This is a genomic window from Marinobacter sp. OP 3.4, assembly GCF_036224885.1.
Lineage (GTDB): Bacteria > Pseudomonadota > Gammaproteobacteria > Pseudomonadales > Oleiphilaceae > Marinobacter.
In genome coordinates this window covers 14322-36182 of record NZ_JAVVLT010000057.1, presented here as the reverse complement: position 1 = coordinate 36182, position 21861 = coordinate 14322, and the positions used below count along the sequence as shown (strand labels likewise).

Annotated in this window: 21 protein-coding genes; 12 read left to right on the top strand and 9 right to left on the bottom strand. The window is 63.5% G+C overall.

What is annotated here, in order from left to right:
- From purH to RO069_RS11020, 3 genes are all read left to right on the top strand, one after another.
- Complete coding sequence (purH, locus tag RO069_RS11030; protein ID WP_328187497.1) at positions 1-1581, top strand: bifunctional phosphoribosylaminoimidazolecarboxamide formyltransferase/IMP cyclohydrolase; 1581 nt, start codon at positions 1-3, stop codon at positions 1579-1581.
- A gap of 25 nt (positions 1582-1606) precedes the next feature.
- The gene (gene purD / locus RO069_RS11025) at positions 1607-2893 is read left to right on the top strand and encodes a phosphoribosylamine--glycine ligase (RefSeq protein WP_328187495.1); all 1287 of its coding nucleotides are present in this window, start codon (positions 1607-1609) and stop codon (positions 2891-2893) included.
- A 102-nt stretch (positions 2894-2995) separates the two neighbouring features.
- Positions 2996-4558 (top strand): cation:proton antiporter family protein, encoded by a 1563-nt coding sequence (locus RO069_RS11020; protein ID WP_328187494.1) that lies wholly within the window; start codon positions 2996-2998, stop codon positions 4556-4558.
- Positions 4559-4580: 22 nt separating this feature from the next.
- On the opposite strand, the gene RO069_RS11015 is transcribed toward RO069_RS11020, so the two are convergent.
- From RO069_RS11015 to rho, 3 genes are all read right to left on the bottom strand, one after another.
- Positions 4581-5582, bottom strand: coding sequence for a 2Fe-2S iron-sulfur cluster-binding protein (locus RO069_RS11015; RefSeq protein WP_328187531.1), 1002 nt, complete (start codon positions 5580-5582; stop codon positions 4581-4583).
- Position 5583: 1 nt separating this feature from the next.
- The gene (ubiD, locus tag RO069_RS11010; RefSeq protein WP_328187493.1) at positions 5584-7071 is read right to left on the bottom strand and encodes a 4-hydroxy-3-polyprenylbenzoate decarboxylase; all 1488 of its coding nucleotides are present in this window, start codon (positions 7069-7071) and stop codon (positions 5584-5586) included.
- 305 nt (positions 7072-7376) lie between these two features.
- Entirely contained in the window at positions 7377-8639 is a 1263-nt protein-coding gene (gene rho, locus RO069_RS11005; RefSeq protein WP_328187491.1) for a transcription termination factor Rho, read from the bottom strand.
- Positions 8640-9070: 431 nt separating this feature from the next.
- Here rho and moaB point away from each other — a divergent pair, with 431 nt between their 5' ends.
- The 4 genes from moaB to RO069_RS10985 are packed head-to-tail and all read left to right on the top strand — an operon-like array spanning position 9071 to position 11583.
- Positions 9071-9643 carry a molybdenum cofactor biosynthesis protein B gene (gene moaB / locus RO069_RS11000; RefSeq protein ID WP_328187490.1) on the top strand — a complete coding sequence of 191 codons (573 nt, stop codon included), beginning with the start codon at positions 9071-9073 and terminating at the stop codon, positions 9641-9643.
- Positions 9643-10857: a molybdopterin molybdotransferase MoeA gene (locus tag RO069_RS10995; protein ID WP_328187488.1), complete on the top strand. Its 1215-nt coding sequence runs from the start codon at positions 9643-9645 to the stop codon at positions 10855-10857. The genes moaB and RO069_RS10995 overlap by 1 nt, the downstream gene beginning before the upstream one ends.
- A 4-nt stretch (positions 10858-10861) precedes the next feature.
- Positions 10862-11122, top strand: a complete 261-nt coding sequence (moaD, locus tag RO069_RS10990; RefSeq protein ID WP_328187487.1) for a molybdopterin converting factor subunit 1 — start codon at positions 10862-10864, stop codon at positions 11120-11122.
- Positions 11123-11124: 2 nt separating this feature from the next.
- Positions 11125-11583, top strand: coding sequence for a molybdenum cofactor biosynthesis protein MoaE (locus RO069_RS10985; protein WP_328187486.1), 459 nt, complete (start codon positions 11125-11127; stop codon positions 11581-11583).
- 180 nt (positions 11584-11763) lie between these two features.
- On the opposite strand, the gene mobA is transcribed toward RO069_RS10985, so the two are convergent.
- Both mobA and trxA read right to left on the bottom strand, forming a co-directional pair.
- A complete protein-coding gene (gene mobA / locus RO069_RS10980) occupies positions 11764-12348 on the bottom strand; it encodes a molybdenum cofactor guanylyltransferase MobA (protein WP_328187484.1) in 585 nt (194 codons plus the stop codon).
- A gap of 98 nt (positions 12349-12446) precedes the next feature.
- Complete coding sequence (gene trxA, locus RO069_RS10975) at positions 12447-12773, bottom strand: thioredoxin TrxA (RefSeq protein ID WP_328187483.1); 327 nt, start codon at positions 12771-12773, stop codon at positions 12447-12449.
- A gap of 292 nt (positions 12774-13065) precedes the next feature.
- Here trxA and ppx point away from each other — a divergent pair, with 292 nt between their 5' ends.
- Positions 13066-14580: an exopolyphosphatase gene (gene ppx, locus RO069_RS10970; protein WP_328187481.1), complete on the top strand. Its 1515-nt coding sequence runs from the start codon at positions 13066-13068 to the stop codon at positions 14578-14580.
- Between the two features lie 15 nt (positions 14581-14595).
- Here ppx and RO069_RS10965 read toward each other — a convergent pair whose 3' ends face one another.
- Positions 14596-16527 (bottom strand): ATP-binding cassette domain-containing protein, encoded by a 1932-nt coding sequence (locus tag RO069_RS10965; RefSeq protein ID WP_328187480.1) that lies wholly within the window; start codon positions 16525-16527, stop codon positions 14596-14598.
- A gap of 43 nt (positions 16528-16570) precedes the next feature.
- Here RO069_RS10965 and RO069_RS10960 point away from each other — a divergent pair, with 43 nt between their 5' ends.
- The 3 genes from RO069_RS10960 (at position 16571) to RO069_RS10950 (ending at position 18370) form a co-directional block, all read left to right on the top strand.
- A complete protein-coding gene (locus tag RO069_RS10960) occupies positions 16571-17116 on the top strand; it encodes a DUF2390 domain-containing protein (protein ID WP_328187479.1) in 546 nt (181 codons plus the stop codon).
- Positions 17113-17502, top strand: coding sequence for a DUF4124 domain-containing protein (locus RO069_RS10955; protein ID WP_328187477.1), 390 nt, complete (start codon positions 17113-17115; stop codon positions 17500-17502). The genes RO069_RS10960 and RO069_RS10955 overlap by 4 nt, the downstream gene beginning before the upstream one ends.
- A gap of 145 nt (positions 17503-17647) precedes the next feature.
- A complete protein-coding gene (locus RO069_RS10950; protein WP_328187475.1) occupies positions 17648-18370 on the top strand; it encodes an FKBP-type peptidyl-prolyl cis-trans isomerase in 723 nt (240 codons plus the stop codon).
- Between the two features lie 96 nt (positions 18371-18466).
- Here RO069_RS10950 and rsd read toward each other — a convergent pair whose 3' ends face one another.
- Both rsd and RO069_RS10940 read right to left on the bottom strand, forming a co-directional pair.
- The gene (rsd, locus tag RO069_RS10945) at positions 18467-18949 is read right to left on the bottom strand and encodes a sigma D regulator (protein WP_328187474.1); all 483 of its coding nucleotides are present in this window, start codon (positions 18947-18949) and stop codon (positions 18467-18469) included.
- A 179-nt stretch (positions 18950-19128) separates the two neighbouring features.
- The gene (locus RO069_RS10940; RefSeq protein WP_328187472.1) at positions 19129-19629 is read right to left on the bottom strand and encodes a disulfide bond formation protein B; all 501 of its coding nucleotides are present in this window, start codon (positions 19627-19629) and stop codon (positions 19129-19131) included.
- Positions 19630-19743: 114 nt separating this feature from the next.
- Between RO069_RS10940 and RO069_RS10935 the strand changes: the two genes are divergently transcribed.
- Positions 19744-20190, top strand: coding sequence for a flagellar basal body-associated FliL family protein (locus RO069_RS10935; protein WP_328187470.1), 447 nt, complete (start codon positions 19744-19746; stop codon positions 20188-20190).
- A 64-nt stretch (positions 20191-20254) separates the two neighbouring features.
- On the opposite strand, the gene gshA is transcribed toward RO069_RS10935, so the two are convergent.
- On the bottom strand, positions 20255-21808 hold the full coding sequence (gshA, locus tag RO069_RS10930; RefSeq protein WP_328187469.1) for a glutamate--cysteine ligase: 1554 nt from the start codon (positions 21806-21808) through the stop codon (positions 20255-20257).
- Positions 21809-21861 lie beyond the last annotated feature (53 nt).

Genomic DNA, 21861 nt, shown 5'->3' with positions numbered 1-21861 from the left:
ATGGCACACCCGTCTAGCACCCCTGTTCGTCGCGCCCTGATCAGCGTTTCCGACAAGACCGGCATTGTGGAATTCGGTCGCAAGCTGGCCGACGCCGGCGTTGAACTCCTCTCCACCGGCGGTACCTTCCGGCTGCTGAAGGAAAACCAGGTGCCCGTCACTGAAGTCAGCGACTACACCGGCTTCCCGGAAATGATGGATGGCCGGGTCAAGACCCTGCATCCGAAGATCCACGGCGGTATCCTCGGACGCCGGGGCACCGACGACGGGGTTATGGGCGACCATGGCATCAACCCCATCGACATGGTGGTGGTCAACCTGTACCCCTTCGAGGAAACCGTGGCCAACCCGGACTGCGACCTGGTCACCGCCATTGAGAACATCGATATCGGCGGCCCCACCATGGTCCGGGCCGCCGCCAAGAACCATAACGATGTGGCCATCGTGGTGAACGCCTCCGACTACAGCCGGGTGCTGAAGGAACTGGAGGACAACGACGGCCTGCTCAGCCATGCCACCCGCTTCGATCTGGCGGTGAAGGCTTTCGAACACACCGCCGGCTACGACGGTGCCATTGCCAACTACCTGGGTGGACGCACACCGGACAACGACAACGCCGACTTCCCCCGCACCTTCAATGCCCAGTTCGTGAAGGTCCAGGACATGCGCTACGGCGAGAACCCGCACCAGCGGGCGGCGTTCTACGCCGAGCGCCATCCGAAGGAGGCCTCGGTGGCCACCGCGAAACAGCTCCAGGGCAAGGAACTGTCGTTCAACAACGTTGCCGATACCGACGCCGCCCTGGAATGCGTCAAGCCCTTTGCCGACCCGGCCTGTGTTATCGTCAAGCACGCCAACCCCTGCGGTGTGGCCATCGGTGCCGACATCCGCCAGGCCTACGACCTGGCCTTTGCCACCGACCCCACCTCCGCCTTTGGCGGCATCATCGCCTTCAACCGGGAACTGGACAGCGAAACCGCCCAGGCCATCATCGACCGCCAGTTCGTGGAAGTGATCATCGCCCCCACCATCGCGCCTGAAGCGGTGGAGCTGGTGGCCGCCAAGAAGAATGTGCGCCTGCTGGCCTGCGGCGAATTCGATGGTGAACGGGCGAAAGCCATGGACTACAAGCGGGTGACCGGCGGCCTGCTGGTACAGGACCGGGACCTGGGCATGGTCTCCATGGACGACGTCAAGGTAGTTACCGACCGCCAGCCCTCCGAAGACGAGCTCAATGATATGCTGTTCGCCTGGGAAGTGGCCAAGTACGTCAAGTCCAACGCCATCGTCTACGCCCGCGCCGGTCGCACCATCGGCATTGGCGCCGGCCAGATGAGCCGGGTCTACAGCGCGAAGATTGCCGGCATCAAGGCCGCGGATGAGAACCTGGAAGTGAAGGGCTCGGTGATGGCCTCCGATGCCTTCTTCCCGTTCCGGGATGGTATCGATGCCGCCGCTGCGGCGGGCATCACTGCCGTCATCCAGCCCGGCGGCTCCATGCGCGACCAGGAAGTGATCGACGCTGCCAACCAACACGGCATCGCCATGGTCTTCACTGGCATGCGTCATTTCCGCCATTAAGGTTTCAGCCAGAGGACACAACAAGATGAATATCCTGATCATCGGCAGCGGCGGACGTGAACACGCCCTGGCCTGGAAAGCCGCCCAGTCGCCGGACGCCGACCGCGTCTTCGTGGCCCCGGGCAACGCCGGCACCGCCCTGGAACCTCGCCTGGAGAATGTTTCCATCGACGTCATGGACCTGGACGCCCTGGCGGATTTCGCCGCCACCCACGAGGTGGGCCTGACCATCGTCGGCCCGGAGGCGCCGCTGGTGGCGGGCATCGTGGACCGGTTCGAGGCCCGCAACCTGCGGGTGTTCGGCCCCACCGAGGGCGCGGCGCAACTGGAAGGCTCCAAGGCCTTCACCAAGGACTTCCTGGACCGCCAGAAGATCCCCACCGCCGCCTACGCCAACTTCACTGACGTGAACCAGGCCCTGGCCTATGTGCGTGAACAGGGCGCGCCCATCGTGATCAAGGCCGACGGCCTGGCCGCCGGCAAGGGCGTGATCGTGGCCATGACCCTGGAGGAGGCCGAAGAGGCCGTGCGCGACATGCTCGCCGGCAATGCCTTCGGCGACGCCGGCAGTCGTGTGGTGGTTGAGGAATTCCTGGATGGCGAGGAAGCCAGCTTCATTGTCATGGTGGACGGCGAGAACGTGCTGCCCATGGCCACCTCCCAGGACCACAAAAGAGTGGGCGACGGTGATACCGGCCCCAACACCGGTGGCATGGGTGCCTACTCCCCGGCGCCGGTGGTCACCGCCGACGTGCACCAGCGCATCATGGACGAGGTGATCTATCCCACCGTTCGCGGCATGGCGGCGGAAGGGCATCCCTACAAGGGCTTCCTTTATGCCGGCCTGATGATCGACGCCAACGGTGCCCCCAAGGTGATCGAGTTCAACTGCCGCTTCGGCGACCCGGAAACCCAGCCCATCATGCTGCGCATGCAGTCCGACCTGGTGGAACTGTGCAACGCCGCCATCGATGGCCGGCTTGACCGGTGTGAGTCCCGCTGGGATGACCGTGCTTCCGTCGGCATTGTCCTGGCCGCTGGCGGCTACCCGGGCAGCTACCAGAAGGGCGACGCCATCACCGGCCTGCCGGAGCAGGAAACCGAAGGCGAGAAAGTCTTCCACGCCGGCACCCGCATGCAGGGTGAACAGGTACTGACCAACGGTGGCCGCGTGCTCTGCGCCACGGCCCTGGGCGCTTCGGTCACCGAGGCCCAGCAGCGCGCCTATGCACTGGCCGCCCGTATCCATTGGGACGGTGCCTTCTACCGGAATGACATCGCCTACCGGGCCATTGCCCGGGAATCCACCTGAAACTTGAGCCGTCTCAAGGCCCGGTGGCTGCACCGGGCCGTGGTTCCCGCTAGAATCGGCGGATAGACGACACCCGCTTTTCAGTCAGGGACCCTCCATTTCATGTCCGAAGCCCTCTGGATCACTTTTGCCTTCTCCCTGGGCCTGCTCGTCAAGGGCATCGGCCTGCCCCCTCTGGTGGGCTACCTGGCGGCCGGTTTCGTGCTCAGCGGGCTGTCGGAATTCACCCCCCTGGTGGTGGAGGACACGGACGTCCTGGCCCATATCGCACACCTGGGCGTCCTGCTCCTGCTTTTCACCGTGGGCCTCAAGCTGAAGCTGAAGTCCGTGGTCAGCCCGGAGGTCATCGGTGGCAGTCTGCTGCACTTCGGCATCACCTGCGCTGTATTCGCGCCGGGGCTCTACTACATCGCCGGGGTAGACTGGAAGACCGCCATCCTGCTGGCCATTGCCCTGTCGTTCTCAAGTACAGTGCTCGCCGCCAAGGTCCTGGAAGCCAAGCGGGAGCTGAGGGCCTTCCACGGTCGCGTCGCCATCGGCATCCTGATCATGCAGGACCTGATTGCGCTGGCGGTGATGAGTGTGGCTGCGGGCCGGACGCCTTCTGTCTGGGCCCTGATGGTGTTCGCGCTGCCCCTGCTGCGGCCGTTCCTGCACCGCCTGCTGGACGTCAGCGGCCATGACGAACTGCTGGTCCTGCTGGGGCTGTTGCTGGCTCTGGTCATTGGCGGTCTCGGCTTCGAAGCGGTCGGCCTGAGCTCGGAGCTGGGTGCGCTGATCTTTGGTGCCATGCTGGCCAGTCACCCCCGCGCCCAGGAGTTGTCCAAGTCCCTGTGGAGCGTCAAGGAGATCTTCCTGGTGGGGTTCTTCCTGCAGATCGGTGTCGCCGGCCTGCCGGATGGCACGGCCCTGGGCTATGCCCTGCTGGCCACCCTGGTGCTGCCACTCAAGGGCGTCCTGTTCTTCTTCGTGCTGCTGCTGTTCCGGCTGCGGTCCCGCAGCAGCTTCCTCTCCAGCCTGGCGCTGACCAACTACAGCGAGTTCGGACTGATTGTCGCCAGCGTCGCCCTGCCGGACTGGCTGGTCCCCCTGGCCATTGCCGTCTCCATATCGTTTATTGTGTCGGCACCGCTCAATCGCCTGGCCCACCCCATCTATGAGCGCCTGGCCCATCGCCTGACGCCGCTGGAAAGCAGTCGTCGCCATCCCGACGAACAGCCCATTTCACTGGGGAATACCCGTTTCCTGGTGATGGGCATGGGGCGCACCGGTACCGCCGCCTATGACCAGTTGGCCCAGTACGACCCGGACGTGATGGGGCTGGATTCGGACCCGGCCAAGGCCGAGAAACACGCCGCCGCAGGACGTAACGTGGTGTTCTCGGACGCCGAGGATGTCATATTCTGGGAGGGGCTCCACATGCCGAAACTGGAGGGGGTGATCCTCGCCATGAGCGACCTGGAAGGCAAACTCATTGCCGCACGCATGCTGCGCAAGAAGGGCTTTACCGGTTATGTGGTGGCACACACCGGTTTTGTGGAGGAAGCGGAGAAGATCCGTGAGGCCGGCGCCGACGAGGCGTTCCTGACCATGAACGAGACCGGCGTGGCGCTGGCCACTCACCTTCACGACCAGCACAGGCCGACGACGGAAACGCCGGCCTGAGGCAGATTACCAGACAGGATGTCTAGCGGGGGGCGTACTCCAGCACATCGGAATGGAAGTCGCCTTCCGGCAACCCGGCTTCCACCAGTGCGTCCATCAGGGTATAGACCATGGCCGGTGAGCCGCTGCCCATGACCTGGACGTTCCGCCAGTCGAAGCCGGAGCGCAGCACCGCGTCCACCAACTGGTCGTGGTGGCCACTCCAGTCGTTGTCCTCGTCATCCCCCACCACCGGCACGAAGGTGAAGGGCCCCCATTCCCGCTGCCAGGTCTCCGCCAGTTCCCGCAGGTACATATCCTCCGGTCGACGCACCCCCCAGTACAGGGCCACCGGCTGGTCGAAACGGGTTTCCCGAAGGAAGTCCACCATGCTCTTGACCTGGGCAAAGCCGGTGCCGGCCGCCACGAACAGCAGGGGCTTCTCGGGAGCGACCGCCAGGCAGGCCTTGCCATGGGGCATTTCCACCGTCACTTCCGGCCCCTGGATCAGGGCATCGATCACCTTCTGGGCCGACACCCACTCCGGTGTCGCCTGGATATGCAGCTCGACGGCCTGGGCCAGGGGGCTGCTGGCAATGGAAAAGTAACAGGGATCGGTATCCGGCAGGTTGACGGAAAGATACTGGCCGGCGTGGAAGGAAAGCTCCCGGCGACGGTTCAGCTGCAGCTCCACACGATAGACATCGTGACTGATGGCGCGTACATCGGCGACTTTGGCCTGAAAGGTCTTGGGCGGGTTCTGTCCAGCGGCCATAACGGCGTCTATCTCCAGTTCCAGGTCGGTGAGTGCCTCGGTGCGGCACATCATCAGGGGTTCACCGACCATGATGGTCTGTTGGTTTCGGGTATTGAGGGCCCTGCCCGAAAGCAGGCGAGCCTCGCAGATCTCGCACACGCCATTGCGACACGAGGCGGGTACGGCAATGCCGGCCCGGGCGGCGGCGGTCAGCAGGTCGTCGGCGGAATGACAGTCAAAGGACAATCCGGCGGGCTGCAGCAGCGCTCTTTTTACACCCGTGGCCATATCAGTCGGGGCGGGTACCGGGAAGTTCAATCCCCAGGCTGTCCCACTTTTCGTCCACCCGGCGTTTGACCTCGTCGTCCATGGTGATCGGCGTACCCCACTCCCGGTCGGTTTCGCCGGGCCACTTGCTGGTGGCATCCAGCCCCATCTTGGACCCCAGCCCCGATACCGGCGAGGCGAAATCCAGGTAGTCGATGGGGGTATTCTCCACCATGGTGGTGTCCCGCACCGGGTCCATACGGGTCGTCATGGCCCAGATCACGTCGTTCCAGTCCCGGGCATTGACGTCGTCATCGGTGACGATCACGAACTTGGTGTACATGAACTGGCGCAGGAAGGACCATACGCCCATCATCACCCGCTTGGCGTGGCCGGGGTACTGTTTTTTCATGGTCACCACCGCCAGCCGGTAGGAGCAGCCTTCCGGCGGCAGGTAGAAGTCGACGATTTCCGGGAACTGCTTCTGCAGGATGGGAATGAAGACTTCGTTCAGCGCCACCCCGAGGATCGCCGGCTCATCCGGCGGGCGTCCGGTGTAGGTGCTGTGGTAGATGGGGTCCTTGCGGTGGGTGATTCGCTCCACGGTAAACACCGGGAACTGTTCCACCTCGTTGTAGTAGCCGGTGTGGTCGCCGAAGGGGCCTTCCGGCGCGGTATCGTCCGGATAGATAAAGCCTTCCAGCACAATCTCGGCACTGGCGGGCACCTGCAGGTCGCTCAGGCCGGCCTGGACCAGCTCCGTACGCCCGCCCCGCAGCAGCCCGGCGAAGGCGTATTCCGACAGGGTGTCCGGCACCGGTGTGACCGCCCCCAGGATGGTGGCCGGGTCGGCGCCCAGGGCCACCGCGATGGGGAAGGGTTCCCCCGGGTGGACACGTTGCCATTCCTGGAAGTCCAGGGCGCCGCCCCGATGACTGAGCCAGCGCATGATCAGGCGGTTCCTGCCGATCACCTGTTGCCGGTAGATGCCCAGGTTCTGCCGCTCCTTGTGGGGGCCACGGGTGATCACCAGGGGCCAGGTGATCAGCGGGCCGGCATCCCCGGGCCAGCATTGCTGGACCGGAATGGTGGACAGGTCCACGTCATCCTTTTCAACCACCACGTCCAGGCAGGGCGCGGAACGCAGGACCTTGGGGCTCATGCGCATGACCTGCCGGAACAGGGGCAGTTTCTCGATGGCGTCCCGGAAGCCCTTGGGGGGATCCGGTTCCTTGAGGTAGGCCAGCAGTTTGCCGATGTCCCGCAGCGCGGTAACGCTGTCCTGCCCCATGCCCATGGCCACCCGTCTGGGCGTGCCAAACAGGTTGCCCAGCACCGGCATGTCGTAACCCTTCGGTTTTTCAAACAGCAGCGCCGGGCCGCCGGCCCGCAGGGTACGGTCGCAGATTTCGGTCATTTCCAGGTGGGGGTCCACCTCGGTGGAAATACGCTTCAACTCACCCATTTGCTCCAACTGGGTGATGAAGTCTCTCAGGTCGTTGTACTTCATGCCGGGCTCCGTTGGTTGCTCACCGCGATGTCAGCCGGTTCTGGCAAGGCCACGCCTGCTGATGGCGGAGTATTGCACAAGGTGGGGGACGGCGTGTTCAGCAAACCTCGGGCAATTGCCTGAATACAGGTGCGCGCAGAGGGCTGGCGGCCAGTGCCGGGGAGCCCCTCCCCGGACCGTTAAATTTTGCCATGGACGGCAAAACCGAGCCTACAGGGACGTATTGACGGCGTGTCCGGGGAGGGGCTCCCCGGTGCTGGCCCTCTCACAGGTTCCTGCGCCTGGAGCCCCCACTCTGGCCGAGATCAGCGACGCTTCATGGACTGGAAGAACTCGTCGTTGGTCTTGGTGTCCTTGAGCTTGTCCAGCAGGAACTCGATGGCGGCGGTATCGTCATCCATGGAGTGCAGCAGCTTGCGCAGGATCCAGATTCGCTGGATGTCGGCCTCGCTCATCAGCAGGTCTTCGCGGCGGGTGCCGGAGCTGCGGATGTTGAGGGCCGGGTAGACCCGCTTCTCGGCAATCTTGCGGTCCAGGTGCACTTCCATGTTACCGGTGCCCTTGAACTCCTCGTAGATCACCTCGTCCATCTTGGAACCGGTGTTCACCAGAGCCGTCGCCAGGATGGTCAGACTGCCGCCCTCTTCCACGTTACGGGCGGCACCGAAGAAGCGCTTGGGCTTTTCCAGGGCGTGGGCGTCGACACCACCGGTCAGCACCTTGCCGGAGGACGGGATCACGGTGTTGTAGGCCCGTGCCAGGCGGGTGATGGAGTCCAGCAGGATGACCACATCCTTCTTGTGCTCCACCAGGCGCTTGGCCTTCTCGATGACCATTTCCGCCACCTGCACGTGACGGGCCGGCGGCTCGTCGAAGGTGGAGGCGATCACCTCGCCGCGCACGGTACGCTGCATCTCCGTCACTTCCTCCGGACGCTCGTCGATGAGCAGCACCATCACATGGCACTCGGGGTTGTTACGGGTGATGGACTGGGCAATGCCCTGCATCAGCAGCGTCTTACCGGCCTTGGGCGGGGAGACGATCAGACCGCGCTGGCCCTTGCCGATGGGTGCCACCAGATCCAGCACTCGGGAGGTCAGGTCTTCGGTGCTGCCGTTACCCGCCTCGAGCATCAGTCGCTCTTCCGGGAACAGCGGCGTCAGGTTTTCAAACAGAATCTTGTTGCGGGCGTTGTCCGGCTTGTCGAAGTTGATCTCGTTGACCTTGAGCAACGCGAAATAGCGCTCGCCGTCCTTCGGAGGCCGGATCTTGCCGGCGATGGTGTCGCCGGTACGGAGGTTGAAACGGCGGATCTGGCTCGGGGACACGTAGATGTCGTCCGGGCCCGCCAGGTAGGAGGCATCAGCGGACCGGAGGAAGCCGAAGCCGTCCTGCAGGATTTCCAGTACGCCGTCACCGTATATGTCCTCGCCGCTCTTGGCATGCTTCTTCAGGATCGTAAAAATCACGTCCTGCTTGCGCGAACGGGCCAGGTTTTCCAGGCCCATTTCCTGCGCAATATCGAGCAATTCGGGCATGGACTTCTGCTTGAGTTCAGTAAGATTCATAGTTTGTTGATTTTCAGGAATGGAAGTAAGCGATAGTTGGGATGACAGGGAAGCCCTGAACGGATTGATCAGAAAACGCTAGTAACTATTGATACCAGTAACTGTCGATGCTAGTAACTGTTGATGCTGGCCAGATGGAGCAACCGGTAGTGATGGAGTCCGGAAAAGTATTGAGGCCAGGGACAGGGAGAACAACCGTTCGCCAGGCAAACAGGATAATCGTCCAGACCCCGCACCCGTGTCAAGTGCCACCGACCAGTTTTTCAACAGTTTTTGAACTTTGGCGCCTGATTCCCGACGAATTCCCGGTGACAGCCCGTACCTCCCTATTCCTGTTGGGGTATTCCCTTCCCTTGCCCGGCGCCAATACGGATACTGTAGTGAATCATCCTATTTAGCACCCATAGACAGTTTTCGACGCGGAGTTCGCCATGAGCAGCACACCCACCGGTGACCTGACCCCTCTCAATATTGCCCTGCTGACCGTATCCGACACCCGGGGCCCGGGCGAGGACACCTCCGGGCAGTACCTGGAGGACCAGTTGCTGGACGCGGGTCACCGGCTGGCCGCCCGGCGCCTGCTGCCGGACGACATCTACCTGGTACGGGCCCTGATGGCCCGCTGGATTGCCGACCCGGCGATCCATGCCATTATCATTACCGGGGGCACCGGCTTCCACGAGCGGGACAGCACGCCCGAGGCGGTGGCGCCACTGCTGGACAAGACCATCGACGGCTTTGGCGAGGAGTTCCGGCGCCTGTCCCAGCAGGACATTGGCACCTCCACCATCCAGTCCCGGGCCTTCGGTGGCTTGGCCAACCACACCGTGATTTTCTGCCTGCCCGGCTCCACCGGCGCCTGTCGCACCGGCTGGGAGGGCATCCTCAGCACGCAACTGGACAGCCGCCACGGGCCCTGTAACTTTTCGGCCCTGGTGCAGCGCAAGCCGGACCGCCCCCTGCACCGGCTTGACGAAAAGATCGGCGACAGGGCACAGCACTGATGGCCAGCCAGGACCTGACCTCCCTCGACGACGCCCTGGACCACCTGCTGGCCCGGGCCCACACGGTGACGGAAACCCGGACCCTGCCCCTGCACCGGACCCTGGGCCGGGTGCTCGCCACCGATATCACCGTGCCTGCGGATGTGCCCCCGGCGGACAACAGTGCGGTGGACGGCTACGCTGTACGTGCTGCGGACCTGGCCACGAATACGGTACTGCCCGTGTCCGCCCGGGTAGCTGCCGGGGAAGCCCCGGGAGTACTGGAGCCCGGTACGGCCGTGCGCATCTTTACCGGCTCGGAGATCCCGGCCGGGGCGGATGCCGTGGTGATGCAGGAGCGGACCGAGTCGAGGGATGGCGGTATCGCGATTACGGCCAAGGTGGAGACTGGCCAGAATATCCGTCGTCAGGGGCAGGACCTGTCAAAGGGGGCTGTTGCCCTGAATGCCGGCACCCCGATCCGCCCGCAGGAAATGGGGCTGCTGGGGTCCATGGGGATCGGCGAGGTCACGGTATGCCGCCGCCTGAAGGTGGCGGTGTTCTCCACCGGTGATGAACTGGTGGAACCGGGCCGCCCACTGCAACCCGGGCAGATCTACAACACCAATCGCTTCACCCTGACCGGCCTGCTGGAAGCCGCGGGCTGCGAGGTCACCCGCTGCGAAACGCTCCGGGACCGCCGGGAAGCCACCCGCGCAAGCCTGGAAACCGCAGCGGAAGAGGCTGATCTCATTATCACCAGCGGTGGCGTCTCCGTGGGTGAGGAGGATCATGTCCGCGCCGTGCTGGAAGAGGCCGGCGAGCTGTCCCTGTGGCGGCTGGCCATCAAGCCCGGTAAGCCCCTGGCCTTCGGCACCATCGACGGCACACCGGTGCTGGGACTGCCCGGCAATCCCGCCGCCGTGCTGGTGACCTTCCTGGTGGCGGGCCTGCCCTATATCCGCCGGTGCCAGGGCAACCGCCGTTTCCGCCCCCTGGGGGAACCCCTGCCCGCTGGCTTTGCCGTGGACAGGCCCTCCGTCCGCCGGGAATTCGTGCGGGCCCGCAAGGAGCCTGGCGAACAGGGCGTGGTGATCACCGCCTATCCCAACCAGAGCTCCGGCGTGCTCAGCTCCGCCTGCTGGGGCGATGGCCTGGCGGTGGTACCGGAGAACACCACCATCATCGCCGGTGATATCATTCACTATTACTCATTCAGCGAACTGCTCGGGTAGCACCATGGCCGACGATACCCTCACCATCCGTTTCTTCGCCCGCCTGCGGGAAGAGCTGGATACCGACAGTGAAACCCTGCCCTGCACCGGCAACCAGACCGCCGGCGACCTGCTGGCACAACTGGCCGGTCGAGGTGGCCCATGGCAGCAACTGGTGGATGGTCAGCCGGTGATGATTGCCGTGAACCAGACCATGGCCAATGCCCGGACCCCGGTGCACCCCGGAGACGAAGTGGCCTTTTTCCCGCCGGTAACAGGAGGCTGACCATGGCTGATGAGGTACTTGTCAGCGAGGCGGACTTTGATCCAGCGACGGAATACGCCCGGCTGCGGGACAGCGGTGCTGGCACCGGTGCCATTGCCACCTTTACCGGGTTGGTGAGGGACAGTGGCGACCTGACAGGTGTGACCGGTCTGTACCTGGAACACTATCCCGGCATGACCGAGCAGGTGATCGAAGACCTGATCCGCCAGGCACGGGAGCGCTGGAACCTGCGGGCCGTTCGGGTCATCCATCGGGTTGGCACCCTGAACCTGACGGACCAGATTGTGTTCGTGGGGGTCGCCAGCGCCCACCGGGAAGACGCCTTTGCCGCCTGCCAGTTCCTGATGGATATCCTCAAGACCAGTGCCCCCTTCTGGAAAAAGGAACTGACCGAGGAGGGGGAGCATTGGGTGGAGCAGAAGGATACGGATGTTCAGCTTGGGGAACGTTGGTCCTCGTAGTCTTCCGGCTTGGGGGCGGGCCCCGGGGCGGTCTTCTGGCTCGGGGCTGGTCCCGGGATAGGGAAGCCTTTCTTCTGGGAAAAGAACTCGCTTCGCTCAGACACCTTTTCCCGGCAGAAAGACCTCCCCACCCGATACCGATCAATTCACTGCTTTTCTCTGGTTTGCTGATAGGTTTTTTCAGTTTCCCAGCCGGTTGATGTTGTCCAGTAAGGTTTCCGGCCCGACCATCACCGGTTTCGCGCCCGCCGCTTCGGCAAAGGCCATGACCTTTCTTTCGCCGTTTTCCAGTCTCTGCTCCAGCATCGGCACCAGGGTGACCGGATAGACACCGTGTAGCGGGTGCTGTCGGTCACCGCACTGGACGAAGACGGGTTCACCAGGGTTGCGGTGGTAGGCGTTCAGGAGTTCCAGAAATAGCTCTGGGGTTACGTTCGGGGTGTCGCAGGGAGAGACCAGCACGGCATCGGCGCCCTCTTCCGCCGCGGCCCGAAGGCCTGCCAGCAGACCGGCCAGGGGGCCCTGCCACCGGAATTCCTCCGGGTCGCTGACCAGTCGGGGACTGTAGTGTTGGTAGTGTCCCCGGGAGCGGTTGGCGCTGATCCACACCGGAGAGACCACCGGCGCCAGGGCGTCCAGCACCCAGGCCACCAGCGGGCGGCCCCGCCAGTCCACCAGGCCCTTGTCGACTCCGCCCATGCGGCGGCCCTCGCCACCGGCCAGGATCAGGCCGGCGATACGGGGTGAGTGATTTCCGTCAGCCATAAAAAAACCGCCCGTGAACCTCAAGTCCAGGGGCGGCCTGGTGTCCGGTCCGGCAAATCCACGAATTCACCAGACGGTACACGGGGACCGGCAACCGATCAGAGGTTGCTGTCCAGGAAGGCGGCCAGCTGGCTCTTGGATAGCGCGCCCACCTTGGTGGCATCCACGTTGCCGTTCTTGAACAGCATCAGGGTGGGGATACCCCGGATGTTGAACTTGGGCGGCGTCTGCTCGTTCTCGTCGATGTTCAGTTTGCAGACCTTGAGCTTGCCCTCGTATTCCTCGGCAATTTCTTCCAGTACCGGTGCAATCATCTTGCACGGGCCACACCATTCCGCCCAGTAATCCACCAGTACGGGGGTGTCGGCGCCCAGTACATCCTGGTCAAAGGAATCGTCGGTTACGTTTACGATATTTCCGCTCATTACTGTTTCCTGTGCTTTCATCGGGCTCCCGCCAGCCAGGGGAGGGACTCGGCCCGATGCTCTGGATCTTTTGACGGTGGCAGCACCGCCGCGAATAAAACGTTGGCTGTTATGAAATGACGTTGCTCATTACTTTACGCGATTTCTCCTCCACCTGTGAAGCGCTGACAAGCGTATAGGTATGAGTCACTACCCGTTACTGACAGGCCCGTCGCGTTTCGCTTATAGTACCGGCAGCGACGTTCCACGGGCAATGCCGTGTATAAAGGCAGGCAATAGGATTTCAAGACACGTGACGGCTTCAGACAATGCCAATCCCCCCGAGCTGCTTGCAGCCATCGACATGGGCTCCAACAGCTTCCACATGGTGGTTGCCCGTCAGGTTCACGGAGAGATACGCACCCTCGAGAAAATGGGTGAGAAGGTCCAGCTTGGCGCCGGACTGGATGAAAACAATTACCTTACCGAAGAGGCCCAGCAACGGGCCCTGGACTGTTTGAGCCGGTTTGCCCAGCGCCTTAGCGGCATGCCCCAGGAAGCGGTGCAGATTGTCGGCACCAACGCCCTGAGGGTCGCCCGCAATGCCAATTCGTTTATCGCCCGGGCCGAGGAGGTGCTGGGCTACCCGGTGGAGATCATCGCCGGCCGGGAAGAGGCGCGGCTGATCTACCTGGGAGTGTCCCACACCCTGTCCGATGATACCGGGCGACGGCTGGTGGTGGACATCGGTGGCGGCAGTACCGAGTTCATCATTGGCGAGCGCTTCGAGACCCAGGCCCTGGAAAGCCTTCACATGGGGTGTGTGTCCTTCCGCAACCGCTACTTCCCGGACGGCAAGATCAGCCGCCGGCAGATGGACCAGGCGGTCACCCACGCCTCCCAGGAACTGCTCAACATCCGCTCCCGTTACCGGGAACTGGGCTGGCACAGCTCGGTGGGCTCGTCCGGCTCCATCAAGGCGGTGGCCAGCGTGCTGTCCAGCCTGCGCATCACCGATGGCCACATCGACCTCAAGAGCATGCGGGAGCTGCGCCGGCGGTTGATCGACATGGGGCATGTGCGACGGCTCGCGGACCTGGGCGTCCGCACCGACCGCCAGAGCATCTTCCCGGCGGGCTTCGCCATCCTGCTGGCGGCGTTCGAATCCCTGGGTATCGAGAGTATGACCTACGCCGACGGGGCCCTGCGGGAGGGTCTGCTGTACGACATTCTGGGCCGGATCCAGCACGAGGATGTGCGGGAACGCACCATCACGGCCCTGCAGGAGCGGTACCACCTGGACCAGCGCCACGGCGAGGCGGTGGAAGCCTCGGCCATTGCCCTCTGGCAACCGGTGTGCCGGGACTGGGATATCGACACGCTGGCGGACGAGGAACTGCTGCGATGGGGCTGCCGGCTCCACGAGATCGGACTGACCATTTCCCACAGCCAGTACCACAAGCACGGCGCCTACCTGTTGCGCTATTCCGACCTGCCCGGCTTCACCCAGCAGTTTCAGCTGGAACTGGCCACCCTGGTACGCGGCCACCGCCGCAAGTTCAGCACCGCTATTTTCGAGAACTTCTCCCCGGAGGACGCCACCCGCCTCAAGCGCCTTTGCGTGCTGGTGCGACTGGGTGTCCTGCTGCAACACGCGCGCAACTATGATGCGCCGCCGGTGGTCGTGGCCCAGGCCTCCGGGAAGCGCCTGCAGCTCACCTTCGAGGAAGACTGGCTGAGCGAGCGCCCGCTGACCCTGGCGGACTTCGAAAACGAGCGGGAGTACCTCGCCAAACAGGGCTTTGACCTGGTTATCCAGACCCGCTGACGCATACCCTGCCGATTACCGTTCTAGCTGGGCTTCCAGTTCTTCCAGCTTCTCACCCGTCTCCAGCCAGGTGGCTTCCGCTTCCTCCAGGGCCGCCCTGGTGGAGGCCTGTTCCGCCAACAGCTCCCTGAGGCGCCCCTTGTTGGCCTCCTCATAGAGGGACGCATCGGACAGCACCTGCTCCAGCTCCGCCAGCCGGGCCTGGCTGGTTTCCATGGTCTTTTCCGCCCGGGCGAGCTGCTTCTTCCAGGGACTGAGCTGTTGTCTCAGTTCCGCCTGCTCCCGCTTGCGGGCCTTGCGCTGGTCGGCGGTCAGTCCCGCGCCGGCGGCCATAACCGTGGCCTGACTGTCCCGTCGCGGCGGCTGGTCATCGTCCTTGCGACGGTCCGCCAGCCAGCGTTCGTAATCCTCCAGGTCACCCTCGTAGGCGGTAACCGAGCCATCGTTCACCAGCCAGAACTCGTCCACCGTGTTCCGCAGCAGGTGACGGTCGTGGGAGACCACCACCATGGCGCCGTCGAAGTTCTGCAACGCCATGGTCAGGGCCTGGCGCATTTCCAGGTCCAGGTGGTTGGTGGGCTCGTCCAGCAGCAACAGGTTGGGTTTCTGCCAGGCAATCACCGCCAGGGCGACCCGGGCCTTCTCACCCCCGGAGAAGGAACGGATCGGCGACAGGGCCTCATCCCCATGGAAATCGAACCCGCCCAGGAAGTTGCGGATGCTCTGCTCTGACGCTTTGGGCGACAACCGCTGCAGATGCAGGAACGGGCTGGCATCCAGATCCAGGGATTCCAGTTGGTGCTGGGCAAAGTAACCGATGGCCAGGTGCTCACCGCCGGTGCGCTCACCGCCCAATAGGGTGGCCTCCCCCCGCAGGGCGTCCATCAGCGTGGACTTGCCGGCGCCATTGGGGCCCAGCAGGCCAATGCGACTGCCGGGCAGCAGGGTCAGGTTCAGGCCCGACAGGACCACCGACTCCCCGTGCCCGGCGCGACCGTTACGGATGGACAGCAACGGGTTGGAGACCTTGTCCGCCACCGGGAAGGTAAAGCTGAAGGGCGAGTCGATATGGGCCGGCGCAATCTGCTCCATGCGCTCCAGGGCCTTGACCCGGCTCTGGGCCTGCCGGGCCTTGGTGGCCTTGGCCCGGAAACGGTCGATAAAACGCTGGATCTCCGCCACCCGGGCCTGCTGCTTCTCGAAGTTGGCCTGCTGCTGGGCCAGGCGCTCCCGGCGCTGGTCCTCGAAAGCGGAGTAGTTGCCGGTGTACTGCACCAGCTTGTTGCGATCGAAGTGGATCACCTGGGTGGCCACCCGGTCCATGAAATCCCGGTCGTGGGAGATAAACAGCAGGGTGCCGGAATAGCCCGCCAGCCAGTTTTCCAGCCAAAGGCAGGCGTCCAGGTCCAGGTGGTTGGTGGGCTCGTCCAGCAGCAACAGGTCCGAGGGTTTCATCAGCGCCTGGGCCAGGTTCAGGCGGATCCGCCAGCCGCCGGAAAAAGAGGACACCGGGCGGTCGGCATCGCCGTCGGCAAACCCCAGACCGCGGATCAGGGCCTCGGCCCGCCGGGACGCGGACCAGGCCTCGTGCAGGTCCAGGTCACCGTGGATCCGGGCCATGGCGTGGTCGTCACCGTTGGCCTCGGCCTGCTCCAGCTCCGCCTCCAGCTCCCGCAGGCGAGTGTCGCCATCAAGCACGAAATCCCGGGCACTGCGTGGGGAGGCTTCCACTTCCTGGGCCATATGGGCGATCCGGCAGCCCCCGGGCAGGCTTGCCTCCCCCTGTTCGGGGCTCAACTGGCCCAGCAGAAGCTGGAAAAGACTGGATTTTCCGGCACCATTGGCCCCGACAATGGCAGCCCGCTGGCCGGGCTGGATGGTGACGCTGGTGGAGTCTAGCAACCAGACACCACCGCGTTGTAAACTGAGGTTGGTTATCGTAAGCATCGCGGGATTATAACGTCCTGGGTGGACCAACGACGAGCGAAGAATGCCAGAGAACGACGACCATGACACGACAGCGGAAACGGACACGCCACTCTGGCGCTTTGCCCTGGCACTCTGGCAACAGGACGCCGCCCGCGACCTCTGCCTGCAACTGCAGGAACAGGGCTGGAGCGTGACCCGGCTGCTCTGTGCGGGCTGGATGGCCCGCCAGGGGCGACACTACTCCGGCAACGAGCCCGAGTCGCTTCAACAGTGGCGCCGGAATGTGACGGAGTCGATACGACACCTGAAGAAATCCCTGGGCAAATCGGATAGTCTGCTCGCCCCCCTGAGGGAGAGTCTGGCCAGGGCCGAACTGGAGGCCGAGCGTATCGAACTCTACCGGGCATGGCAGACCCTGCGGGACACCGCCCCCGGCGACACAACCCGCCCCGGGCCGTCGATAACGGAGTCCAACCTCCGGCAGGCTGCCCCGGCGACCAACGGCAGCATCAACGGCATGACGGAGCCCATGATCAGACAACTGGCACAGCTTATAGGCACCGTTTCCTCCGGACACAGCCACCCATCGGGGAGTCAAGGGGCATGACCCGCTGGCTGATCCGGCTCGCCTTTCCCGCCCTGGGACTGCTGGTGGCGTTGATCGTGTACGGCGTCAAGGCCCCCGAGTCCGCCCCCGACAAGCCCGAGGAGCCGAGGCAATCCGATTCCATGCCGTCCTTCGAGGAACTGGTGCCGGCACCGGTGGCGCCGGAAGGTCCCGACATCGTCTTCAAGTGGCAGGACGACGATGGCAGCTGGCACTACGCCGACCAGCCCCCGAAGAAAGGGCCCTGGTATACCCTCGCCATCGAATCCGGCCGGGAAACCCAGCCGGTTACCCCCGACAGCCCGGACCCGGCGTACGAAGACCTGGCCGCACCCTACTCCGCCCCGTTCGCCCTGGACCCCCACTATTCCGGGAACGGTAGCTGATCATCCTGAAAGACCGCCCCGGCCGGTGTCAGGATTAAGACACCGTCAGTGGTATCAGAGCCTTAAAGGGGTTACCTTTGGCCTTCGTTATGACTCTTCAGACAACACAATCCCAGACACTACAACCACAGTGACAGGAACCATCATGAAGAAATCGCTTATCGCCCTCTCCGTTGCCGGCATTCTGGCCGGATGTTCAGCCAGCAACCAGACGCCGGAAGTCACCCAGGCGCCGCTGGAAACCAACGGTGAGAAAGTCAGTTACGGCATGGGCATGGTGTTCGCCGAGCGCATGAAGAATGACCTGCCGGACCTGGAACTGGAGCAGTTCATCGAAGGCTTCCGCCAGGGTCACTCCGGCGAGGGAGAACCCCGTCTCAGCCGGGAAGAAATCCAGCAGGCCATGATGGCCTACCAGCAGGAGCTGCAGACAAAACAACAGCAGGAAATGGATCAGGCCGCCACCGACAACCTGGAGAAAGGTGAAGCCTTCCTGGCGGAGAATGCCGAGCGGGAGGAGGTCATGACCACCGACTCCGGACTGCAGTACGAGGTGCTGGAAGAAGGCGATGGTGAAAAACCCGGCCCCGAGGACGAAGTGAAAGTCCACTACACCGGCGAGTTGCTCTCCGGCGAAGTGTTCGACAGCTCCCGTGAACGGGGCGAGCCAGTGACCTTCCGCCTCAACCAGGTCATTGAGGGCTGGACCGAGGGACTGCAACTGATGAACGAAGGCAGCCGCTACAAGCTCTACATCCCCTCCGACCTGGCCTATGGCCCCGGCGGCAACATGAGTATCGGCCCCAACGAAACCCTGGTGTTCGATGTGGAACTGCTGGACGTCAACCCGGAAGCAGCCGCGGAGTAATCCGCACGGGATTGACCATACAAAAAGGGGCAGCGCCGGACGCTGCCCCTTTTTTATGTTCGCTGTCCTGGTCGGCCAACTCTCCGGTCAATACCGTCAGGCCGAGGACGGCACCTTGCCCGCGTGAACATTGTGCAGGTGCTCAATCAGGAAGTCCTCCAGCTCGAAACGGGTCTCCAGGGCCTCACCCAGCCGGGACAGTTCCGCCATCAGGTCATCCATTTCCGATTCGGAAGGCCGCTTGCCATCCACCCGCTCGTTGAAGTCCAGCACCACTTCGGTGGTCTCGCTGATGCGGGGATAGATACGACCGGCCAACTCAATGCCGCCATCGTCAAATTCCCTGGCTTCCTGGATCAACTGCTCGTAGACCTCGAAATGCCCTGCGGAGGTGTAGTCCACCAGGATCTCGCAAAGCCGCTCAAGCTTCTTTCCCAGGTCCTCGGATGGTGTACTCCTGGCCGTATCCGACAGGTCACAGTAATGGACCAGCAATTCCTGGCGTTCCTTCAGCCAGCGGTCAATCAGCTGGTGGACGCCTCCCCAGCGTTCCTTCGCGTCGCGGCAATTGTCTAACATGGTGCCTCCCGGGCGGATTTATTATTGGCTTGCGCAGCCGATGTTGGCGAAGTGTCCCGACTCCACGTGAACCAAGTTACCCCAATTTCGCTCAGCCGGGCAAGCCTCAAAAAACACGCCATAAACGACAACGCCCCGCCAATATGACGGGGCGTTAACGGTTCAAGGGCAGACGCTCCTCAGCGGGATGTGGACTGCCCCCGGAGCAGGCCGAACAGGATGCCAAGGGAGGCCAGCACGATCAGGGTGAAGAACATCGCGGTCCACCCCGGGATACTGACGCCCAGGAAGGTCCACGCCACCTTGGCGCAGTCGCCGGTACCCTTGATGGACATGGCCAGCACATCCATCAGCGGGAACATCTCCAGCATGAAATCCACGGATCCGCCACAGGCGGGCACCTGGTCTGCCGGCAGGCTCTGGAGCCACAGCTGGCGGCCAGCCAGACCAAGGCCCGTCCCCGCCGCCAGGGCCAGCAGGAAACCGTAGATGCGACCGCCGGTGTCGCCGGGATTATGGATCACCGCGATCAGGCTCACCGCCGCCACCGCCATGAACGCAAAGCGCTGCAGCCAGCACAGAGGGCAGGGCTCCAGGCCCATGACATGTTCCATGTAGAAGGCCACGGCCAGCAGCCCGGCGGACACCAGGAATGCAAAGAGAAACACCAACCTGCGCATACAACTCCTTCCTCCTGTCAAAGACCGGTTCCGTGCCCGCCAATGGCTGCATCAACCGGCGGGGCCTGCTATTCTGCGGACCAGACTTTCCATTAATGTGAACCAAGAACGCCGATGATGAATCGACCCTTTGCCCTCTGGGCTACCTTGCTGTTGACCTGTGCCCTGTCATTCCCGGCCCTGGCCGCCGATGAACCTGCGGAAGGGGAGGATGAAGCCGCCACCGGGTCCTTCACCGAGTACGTGGAGATGACACCACCCTTCGTCACCCACGTTGGCGAACCCACCGAGAGCCCCGCCTACCTCAAGGCCGAGGTCAGCCTTCGGGTTGGTACCGAAACCGCCAGGGAGGCCATTGAAACCCACATGCCGCGCCTGCGCCATGAACTGGTCATCCTTTTTGGCGAACAGACCGACCTCGACACCCTGGCCAGCACCGAGGGCCAGCAGGCCGTGCGGCAGGAAGCCCTCACGCGCCTGAACCAGGTACTGGCGGACCAGCAGACCGGCGAGGAGATCGTGGACGTGCTGTTCACCTCCTTTGTGGTCCAGCGCCGCTAGGCGTCTGCGAGGCATAAATCACGCAGACGCCTGATATCCCTTTCGGTAACGGCAACTGGGACCGTCAACTGGCCAGATAGTTCTCCAGGAATCCGGCAAATGTGCCGGTGTCCTCACTTTCCATGGCACGCTGGTCGTCCAGGGAGGCTCGGGTCATGCGCTCGAATTCGGCCCTGACCCGCTCGTCCGGCACCGCATCCCGCAGCGACTGCTGGTGCTCGGCGGACAGCGCCAGGGTCCACTCCCGGTGGCCCCGCCCGGTTTCCTCCATGGCATCCAGGACCCGTGCCGACGGCAGCAGCCCAGGCTGCTCCAGCTTCTGGCGCTGCACTTCCAGGGCTTCCCGGTAGACCTTGCCCCCCTGCCAGTGATCAAGCTTCTCCGCCAGCCACTGCAGGTCGTCCAGGGCCTCGGCGGCCGCTGTCATGACCGGTGTTGAGCGGTCACAACGATTGATCCGCAGCTCCGGGTTGCGACCCTCGTTGACCACATCCTTGTAGTTGTCGTCCAGCCGCTCACATTCATCATCACCAATGCGCGGGCTGTCCCTGAGCAGGCAACCCAGCAGGAACAGGTCCAGGAAATCCACCTGGGGGGCATTCAGGCCCACGGGGGAAAACGGGTCCAGGTCCAGGCAGCGCACCTCGATGTATTCCACGCCCCGGGTGTCCAGGGCCTGGATGGGCTTCTCCCCCCGCTCCGTGGTGCGCTTGGGCCGCACGGCACTGTAATACTCGTTCTCGATCTGGAGGATGCTGGTGTTGATCTGGATGAACTGGTCGCCCCGGCGGGTACCGATCTTCTGGTATTCCGGCCAGTCGGTGTGGATGGCCCGGTCCAGGGTCTCGGTGTAGGTCTTCAGTTCATTGAAACAGATGTTCAGGGAGGACTGGGCGTTGTTGTGGTACCCCAGGTCCCCCATGCGCAGGGAAGTGGCATGGCGACCGAACCAGGAGTCGTCACCCAGGGGCGTGAGCTGGTGCTTCACGTCCCTCACGAAGCTGGCGTCCAGGGCCGGCGAGGCACCAAACAGCAGCATCAGCAGCCAGCTCTGGCGGCGGAAATTACGGATCAGCCAGAAGTACTGGTCTGACTTGAAGTCCTTGAGGGACTGGCGGTTTTCCAGGACACCCTGCCAGGTCTGCCAGAAGCTGTCCGGCAGCGACAGGTTGTAGTGGGCCCCGGCAATGCTCTGCATCATGCGGCCGTAACGCACCGCCAGGCCCTGACGGTAGACGTGCTTGAGCTGGCCGATATGGGAACTGCCGTACTCGGCAATGGGAATGCTGGGATCGCCGTCCAGGCCGCAGGGCATGCTGGCGGACCAGAGCACCTCGTCCCCCAGGTGCTGGTGCACGAACCAGTGGATATCCCGCAGCGAGGCCAGCATCTCTTCGGTGCTGCGACACACCGGCGTGATCAGCTCCAGCAACGACTCGGAATAGTCGGTGGTAATGCGGGGGTGGGTCAGCGCCGAGCCCAGTGCTTCCGGGTGCGGCGTCTGCGCGATAAACCCGTTGCGGTCGACCCGCAGTCCTTCCTTCTCGGCTCCCTTCAGGAAACCGTCCCAGTCACTGGCCGTCAGCTGTGAAAACAGCGCCTGGCGTGATGCACCCATGGTTGACTCCTCTGATCACCAGGTAAACGGCCTGCTTGCCGTTCCGGACAATG